At 41.0% G+C, this 7,610-nt stretch carries 8 protein-coding genes; 7 read left to right on the top strand and 1 reads right to left on the bottom strand.

Annotated elements, in window-relative coordinates:
• The 7 genes from AB5Z12_RS17935 to AB5Z12_RS17905 all read left to right on the top strand — a co-directional run.
• The coding region (locus AB5Z12_RS17935; RefSeq protein ID WP_368357435.1) for a hypothetical protein at positions 1 to 181 on the top strand (181 nt) is incomplete at its 5' end.
• On the top strand, positions 171 to 1,871 hold the full coding sequence (gene pilV / locus AB5Z12_RS17930) for a shufflon system plasmid conjugative transfer pilus tip adhesin PilV (RefSeq protein WP_368357434.1): 1,701 nt from the start codon (positions 171 to 173) through the stop codon (positions 1,869 to 1,871). The genes AB5Z12_RS17935 and pilV, both read left to right, overlap by 11 nt.
• A gap of 94 nt (positions 1,872 to 1,965) precedes the next feature.
• Entirely contained in the window at positions 1,966 to 2,310 is a 345-nt protein-coding gene (locus tag AB5Z12_RS17925) for a hypothetical protein (RefSeq protein WP_368357433.1), read from the top strand.
• A complete protein-coding gene (locus AB5Z12_RS17920; RefSeq protein ID WP_368357432.1) occupies positions 2,300 to 2,584 on the top strand; it encodes a phage holin family protein in 285 nt (94 codons plus the stop codon). The genes AB5Z12_RS17925 and AB5Z12_RS17920 overlap by 11 nt, the downstream gene beginning before the upstream one ends.
• 32 nt (positions 2,585 to 2,616) lie before the next feature.
• Positions 2,617 to 3,408 carry an N-acetylmuramoyl-L-alanine amidase gene (locus tag AB5Z12_RS17915; RefSeq protein ID WP_368357431.1) on the top strand — a complete coding sequence of 264 codons (792 nt, stop codon included), beginning with the start codon at positions 2,617 to 2,619 and terminating at the stop codon, positions 3,406 to 3,408.
• A 742-nt stretch (positions 3,409 to 4,150) separates the two neighbouring features.
• Complete coding sequence (gene ybaK / locus AB5Z12_RS17910; RefSeq protein WP_118581456.1) at positions 4,151 to 4,633, top strand: Cys-tRNA(Pro) deacylase; 483 nt, start codon at positions 4,151 to 4,153, stop codon at positions 4,631 to 4,633.
• 224 nt (positions 4,634 to 4,857) lie between these two features.
• Positions 4,858 to 5,688, top strand: a complete 831-nt coding sequence (locus AB5Z12_RS17905) for a hypothetical protein (protein WP_148462238.1) — start codon at positions 4,858 to 4,860, stop codon at positions 5,686 to 5,688.
• A 154-nt stretch (positions 5,689 to 5,842) separates the two neighbouring features.
• Here the strand turns inward: AB5Z12_RS17905 and AB5Z12_RS17900 are convergent, their stop codons facing one another.
• The gene (locus AB5Z12_RS17900; RefSeq protein WP_118581462.1) at positions 5,843 to 7,483 is read right to left on the bottom strand and encodes an ABC-F family ATP-binding cassette domain-containing protein; all 1,641 of its coding nucleotides are present in this window, start codon (positions 7,481 to 7,483) and stop codon (positions 5,843 to 5,845) included.
• Positions 7,484 to 7,610: the final 127 nt, after the last annotated feature.

The raw sequence follows: 7,610 nt of genomic DNA, 5'->3' as shown, positions 1-7,610 counted from the left end.
TTTTCCTGATGTATTTTGGGTAAATTGTTCCCAAGCATTATCGCAATCGTCAGCTGCAAATTTTGACGTTTTGCCATTTTGTAGGATAAAAAGAAGAATTCATGCTAAAGGGCACCCAAGCGGTGTCTTTTATTATGAATTTTTCCAAAAAAGAAAAGGAGGGAGGCAGTGTGCGCTTTGAAAAAGAAGTATCCATATTTGCCAAGAATGCCATCCTAAAAAGGTTTCAGGCAAATGAAACAAATTTATCCATAGTGCAGGGAAAGATATCCGCTATAATATCCGAGGACGAAATTACAGAACTGCAGTCTGGGCGCATTACGATGTATTCCAAACTGGGAGAAGTAGAGCAGACGGCCAGCGGTGTAAGTTCTAAGTTTTCAGAGTTCAAAACAGATTATGATAAGGCTCAGGAAGAGTATAAAAAATTCAAGACAAATACATCTGAATACATTCAAACTGCCGGGCGGTTCCAAAGTACAGTTGAATCCTATATGGGCACCAATGATGAAAAGGTGAACAATATAAAAACCACAGCCAGTCAAACCGAGGAAAAATTCACCTGGCTTGTTGAGTCAGGTGAATCCAGTACAAATTTTATTCTGACTGATCGCGTTACGGAATTGATTACCGAAAGTCTTGTGATTAAGAACAAAGATGGTAAAAAAACAATTATATCCGGCGGCAGGATGGATATAGATGAAATCTTTGCGCAGGACATTACAGCATCCGGTTCAATTACAGGAGCTACGCTGAAAGGTGGAAAAATATCCGGATCTGATATTGTGGCAAACACAATGACAGCAAATGAATCCTATTCTATTTACAATGGTAATAGCAGCCAGAAAATATTATACTTTGACGGAACATCCATAAAACTTGGAAAAATGGGAACCGGAACATCTATACAAAGTGGTGCCGGGTTCGAGTTTTTCGATAAAACAATCACGATGTATGGTAGTCTGAGTTTATACAGTGGAGATATTACCACTCCTGGCAAAGTACAGGGAAAAACAATAACTGCGACTGCAGATATAAATACCGATACCATATATGCATCTAATTGGTTTAGATCGCGTGGTAATACAGGATGGTATAGCGAGGATTATGGTGGTGGCTGGTATATGGCTGATTCCGATTGGATTCGGGCATATAACGGGAAAGGTATAACCACCACTGGCAATATGTCCATTGGAGGTTATATTCAGAGTAATAACATAATAAATACAACCTACGAGTATCAGTCCAATAGAGGATCAGTAGACTGGCGCTTTGGCGCTGCAACAAGTACAGGTGATGAAAATTTCTTCAGCTTTTATAACGCTAACAATGGAATAATCCCACTAGCAGTTGACGGAAATTTTGGAAACATTTACGTTGGGTATAATGTGGGCGGTTCTGGTTCGAATACTGCGGTAGGAATATATCTCGGCGAGAAAGTAGCCGGAAACAGAGCTTTTATTTATCACGGAGATTCGTACGCCGGATCAATTTGGATTCAAACCAGACTTGATGGATCGTGGAAATGGTTTAGTCTCGGAAGGGTATGCAGTACAGCTCTTTCTGATATTCGACTAAAAGGTGACATAAAAGACACCGAAGTAGAAGACGCCACAAAAGTAATAGAATCAATGAAAATTCGTTCATTCGAGCGAAAAGATTCCCATAAGAAATACAAGATTGGCTTTATAGCAGATGAGCTTGAACAGCTTGATCCTAATCTTGTCGATGGTGGCGGAGTACTTGACGGACACCCATATTATAAATCTGTCAATAATTTACAGATGATTGCGTATGTTGTAAAAGCAATGCAAGAACTTAATCTCAGAGTGGATAAAATGGAGAAAATGCAAAATTTCAAAGAAAACTAAATGGAGGAATATAAAATGGAGATTAGAGCGAGACCGTAACCGGTCTTATTTTTTTACAAAACTGTGCCGGCCGGGTGCTGGGGAAAGGATATACATGGAGGTTTTACAATTCATACAGACACATTGGATTGAATGGCTTTTTGCAATTATCACAGCATTGCTTGGAGCTGGCTACAAAAATATTTCTACCAGATTAAGAGCAGAACAGAAAAAGAACAATGCTATTGCAGAAGGCGTTCAGTCTCTTTTAAGAGAGAGTATTGTAAATAACTATAACAAATATACGGACAGAGAATATTGTCCGATATATGCAAAAGAGTCAATCAAAAAGGTTTACAGTGCATATCATAATCTAGGTGGAAATGATGTTGCAACAGAACTATATAATAAGATCCTGGCTATGCCAGAGGAGAAAAAGGAGAACATTCATGGACATTAACTTTTTATTTGATTACATTAACCCTATTATCTTAGGAATTTGCCTTATGGTCGGTTTCGTATTAAAAACAGCTTTTGATAAATTTCCAAACAAGTACATACCGTTAGTAGCGTTATGTATGGGAACTATTATTGCCATACTGATTAACCTTCAGTCTGGAATTAATGCAGAGGTGATCCTGGGAGGAATGATCAGTGGGCTTGCGTCTACAGGCTTATATGAATTGTTACGCAACATGCTTAATAAAGATGGTAAAAAGGACGAGGGCGAGTGATCACCCTCCCTTTTTGAAAGGAGAATTTCAACATGAAATATTTTATCTGTGTAGGTCACGCAAACTATGGCGGTGGTGTCATCTCATCTGCAGATGGCACCAGCAAGGGTGGCGTAAACGAATACAAGTATAACAAGGAACTGGCACCTTATGTGTGCAAATGGCTTAAGGCAGCAGGTCATGAGGCAACCTTGTGTATTGCTCCAGAAGGTCAGCTGCATTCCCTGAATGATGAAATCAAGTATTTCATTGAAGAAGAGAATAAACAGAACTATGATCTGTCCGTCCAGCTTCACCTAAATGCCTTTAATGGTTCTGCCTATGGCTGCGAAGCATACTGCTATAATGTAAACGGTCTTCCGGAAGCCCAGCGGATCAGCGCAAAACTTGGTACTGTCTGGCATGACAGAGGAGCTGAAGAACGTCCAGGTTTGTACTGGACCAGAAAGACCAAGGCAAAAGCTGTCCTGGTAGAATCTTTCTTCTGTGATAACAAGGACGATTATGCCAAAGCGAAAAAACTTGGCATGGACGCTCACGGTAAGCTGATCGCAGAGGGCATTCTGGGAAAAACAATCACAATTGCGCCGGCGCAACCAAAAGCAAAGTATTACATTCAGGCAGGAGCCTATGGGACAAAAGAAAATGCAGATGTAATGGTGAAAGCGCTTAAGCAAAAAGGATTTTCAGCAAGTATCCGCAAAGTATCCGGTTCTGTCCCATACCGTGTCCAGGTTGGTACCTACAGAACAAAGAAGGCTGCCAACAAAGTGGTGAAGAAGCTGAAGGCAGCAGGATTCACAGTCCTGTTGAAGAAACTGTGATGTCGAAATCTGTCGCACTATCTCGCACGATAAAACTCGACAGATGAGAAAGAATCTGGTACATTAAATATATCCCTTAGATATGAGAAAAGCCCTTGCTTTCCTGCAGCTGCCCGCAGAAAAGCAAGGGCTTTTCTTCTTATTTTAATATAGCGAAAACAGAGTGAGGTAACATACGAAGAGATATGTAACATATGAGTAACTAACAAAAGCTATAATAATGCTGTAAAATAAAGGCTTACAGTTTCTGTTGAGGAAGCTGCTAAGGCTGGTAAGTTCTAATAATTGAATAAACTATAATTGCTATGTAGCAATGAAATTGGGCATTCTGTACAAAATACAGGGTGCTCATTTTTTATCCGCAAAGTCAACACGCAGACCCTGCCCACGTCCTGTTCACATAAGTAATTCCGTATGGGCAAAATGTGGGTGAAATTCTGAATGCATAATATATAATGTGGGTGCTAAAATTTGACTTCTACTCACAGAAATTTTCACAAACCCATCAAATCTCCCTCACAATTTCATCACAGATTCCAGGTATATTAATAATCAAACAAAGGCGATAACCTTTTTAATCGTATAGATCATATTTTCTTTTTCATACTTGCCAGGACTTTTTGATAAGTCCTGGCCCTCCTTTTTTTCTGGGGCAAAATCAGCCCGACAGATTCCATTGACGAAAACATAATTCTATGGTAAAACTTTACTATGCCAATACATTACAGGAGGTTGACCCGAAATGGCAAAAGAAGCAAAGACAAATGCAATGCGAATGCTGGACAGACAGAAGGTAAAGTATGAAACACTTGCTTATGAATGTGATGAATTTATTGATGGAATCCATTGTGCGGATATTACAGGAGCACCTTATGAGCAGTCCTTTAAAACGCTTGTGATGGAAGGGAAAAGCGGCGGATATTATGTATTTGTAGTTCCGATTGAGAAAGAAGTGGATCGTAAGGCAGCTGCCAAAGCAGTAGGAGAGAAGGCAGTTGATATGATCCATGTGAAAGATATTACGAAGATCACAGGCTATGTTCGCGGTGGCTGCAGCCCTATTGGAATGAAGAAACCTTTTCCCACGGTTTTTGATGCTTCGGCAGGAAATTTTCAGGAAATTTATGTAAGCGGGGGGAGAATCGGCCTGACCTTGAAAGTGCCGGTAGCGGATCTTCTGAAAGTGACAGGCGGCAAACTGGCTGCAATCACAGCAGAAGAGTAAGAAACATATATTTTACAGAAAACAAAGCGAAATATGCTAAAATATTTATAAAGAAAACACTGCATGCTGCTATATGTCAAATGCCTTTTTCAAACACACTCTGGCACAGTCGGCAGTGCGAATCAGAAACAAATGATAAAGTGTTCCTGATAAGGGTTCGGTAAGCAAAAGCCACCAGCAAATGTATAATATTAAGCTCGCCAGACGAGCAGCAAGGAGGATTTATGAGAGAAGGAAAGAAGTTTAAGAAACTATTGATCGGGGTCGCAGCGGCTGCTATGACCATGCTTTGTACCTTGCCGGTATCAGCGGCAACTAAATCGTTTAAACCGATCACAGTAAAAGCAGGCAGATGTATTCATTTATTGAATACCAATATTCAGTCAAATGCGATTACGAATTACAGTTACCGCATTCAGCCGCAGAGTTCCGGCACCAGATATGATATTGTATATGCATATGGCGGAGAAGCAGAAGCTTTGAAGGGCGCCAGAACAGATTCCGGCCAGATCATTAACAACACATACATTAAGAGCAGCACCTCTTCCAATCAGGGAATGATCGCCTGCCTTAAGGTTACATCAGGTTCTGTGAAGCTTAGCGTGAAAATTACCTCACCGAATGCTAAGAGCAAGCTTACAGCAGCATACCAGAGCTCCAGCCATAGTCCACTGAAGAACACAAGGACCATCAAGAAAGGTCAGTGGATCAAGATGACAAGAACCGGAAGCAATCTTTCTACTTTACCATTAATTGTTGCAGCTAAGAAGGGCGCTAACATTAATCGTAGATTGAATACAACCTCTTATGAAAATTACAGCTTCAAGTCCAAGTATGTGGCATTCAGACGCTACACCAATAAGAAGGGCGGCAAACTCTATAAGAGAAAATATCTGACTACCAATGGAAGAACCAAGTATCATTTTATGCTGATTCCACAGAGCTCTGCCGGAAGATCCTATACAGGTGTTCTGACCACGAAGAAAGGCAATGTGACGTATTACTATCCGTCTGATTATATTACGGTAAGCGGATATGCAGGAAACAGTAAATAAACCCTGAACTCTTTTTCAAATACGCTCTAGAAAAGTAAATAGCAATATCTACGAAAAGCTCCTCCTGTCAGTTGATTTGGCAGGAGGAGCTTTTTAAGAATGTGTTTGGAAAATCTGTGTCGTACATCTTGCGGAAAGACTTTTCAAACGCGTTTTAATTATCCTGAGCGTCTTCCTCAGTAATCTCAAAGACATGGCGCTTTTTAGCCATCTCATCACTTGCAAGATATTCGTCATAAGTAGTGATCTTGTCAATCATAGTACCATTTGGAAGAATTTCCATGATGCGGTTTGCAGTTGTCTGAACAAACTGATGATCATGAGAGGTGAAAAGAATTACCCCCGGGAACTTGATCAGACCATTGTTCAATGCAGTGATGGACTCCATGTCCAGATGGTTGGTAGGCTCATCCAGAATCAGGATGTTGGCACCGGAAATCATCATTTTGGAAAGAAGGCAGCGAACCTTCTCACCACCGGAAAGTACGCGGACACGTTTCACACCATCCTCACCAGGGAAGAGCATACGTCCAAGGAAACCACGTACATAAGTGGCATCCTTAATCTCAGAATACTGTGTCAGCCAGTCTGTGATCGTAAGATCGTTATCGAATTCCTGAGTATTGTCTTTGGGAAAATAAGCCTGGGTGGTAGTGATTCCCCATTTGTAATTACCTTCATCCGGTTCCATTTCTCCAGTGATGATCTTGAAGAAAGTAGTGATCGCCTGCTCATTGGCACCAACGAAAGCAACCTTGTCCTCACGTCCAAGAGTGAAGGAAATGTTATCCAGAACCTTCACGCCATCAATTGTTTTGGAAAGATTTTCGACCATGAGAACTTCATTTCCAATTTCACGGTTCGGGCGGAAATCAATGTATGGATATTTACGGCTGGAAGGACGCATGTCATCCAGCTGGATTTTCTCAAGGGCTCTCTTACGGGAGGTTGCCTGCTTGGACTTGGAAGCGTTAGCACTGAATCGGGAAATAAATTCCTGGAGCTCTTTGATCTTCTCTTCTTTTTTCTTATTTGCTTCTTTCATCTGCTTGATCAGAAGCTGGCTGGATTCATACCAGAAATCATAGTTACCAGCGTACAGCTGAATTTTGCCATAATCAATATCAGCAGTCTGTGTACAAACCTTGTTCAGGAAGTAACGGTCATGGGATACCACGATAACAGTATTATCAAAATTGATCAGGAATTCTTCAAGCCACTCAATCGCGGGAAGATCCAGATGGTTGGTAGGCTCATCCAGCAGCAGAATGTCAGGATTTCCGAAAAGTGCCTGTGCAAGAAGAACCTTGACCTTCATGCTACCGGTCAGGTCAGCCATCTGTGCATAGTGGAATTCAGTGTCAATTCCAAGACCGTTCAGAAGAGTAGCAGCATCGGATTCTGCTTCCCATCCGTTCATCTCTGCGAATTCACCTTCAAGCTCGCTGGCACGGATTCCGTCTTCGTCGGTAAAATCCTCCTTGGCGTAAATGGCTTCCTTCTCTTTCATGATCTCATAGAGACGAAGGTTACCCATAATTACAGTGTCGAGAACTGTATAGGCATCATATTTGAAGTGATCCTGCTGTAAAAAAGAGAGACGTTGTCCTGGTGTGATCACAATGTCGCCCTTGGTAGGCTCCAGCTGACCGGAAAGAATCTTCAGAAATGTAGATTTTCCTGCACCGTTGGCGCCAATAAGTCCGTAGCAGTTTCCTTCTGTAAATTTGATATTAACATCTTCGAAAAGAGCTTTCTTTCCAACTCGCAAAGTAATATTGTTTGCTGAAATCATATTTTCCTCCTATATTAAAACGTTATCCTTATAAATACACATATAATGATAAGTATAGCCGATTTTCATTTTATCGTAAACTGGCAAATTTGCAACAATTATTTCTTGTTTAAAGGCTGTTTTACAG

The sequence above is a fragment of the Ruminococcus sp. RTP21358st1_G6_RTP21358_211008 genome, from assembly GCF_040908885.1.
Lineage (GTDB): Bacteria > Bacillota > Clostridia > Lachnospirales > Lachnospiraceae > Blautia_A > Blautia_A faecis.
The sequence above is the reverse complement of the archived record's forward strand: the minus strand, read 5'-3'. Positions and strand labels throughout refer to the sequence as shown.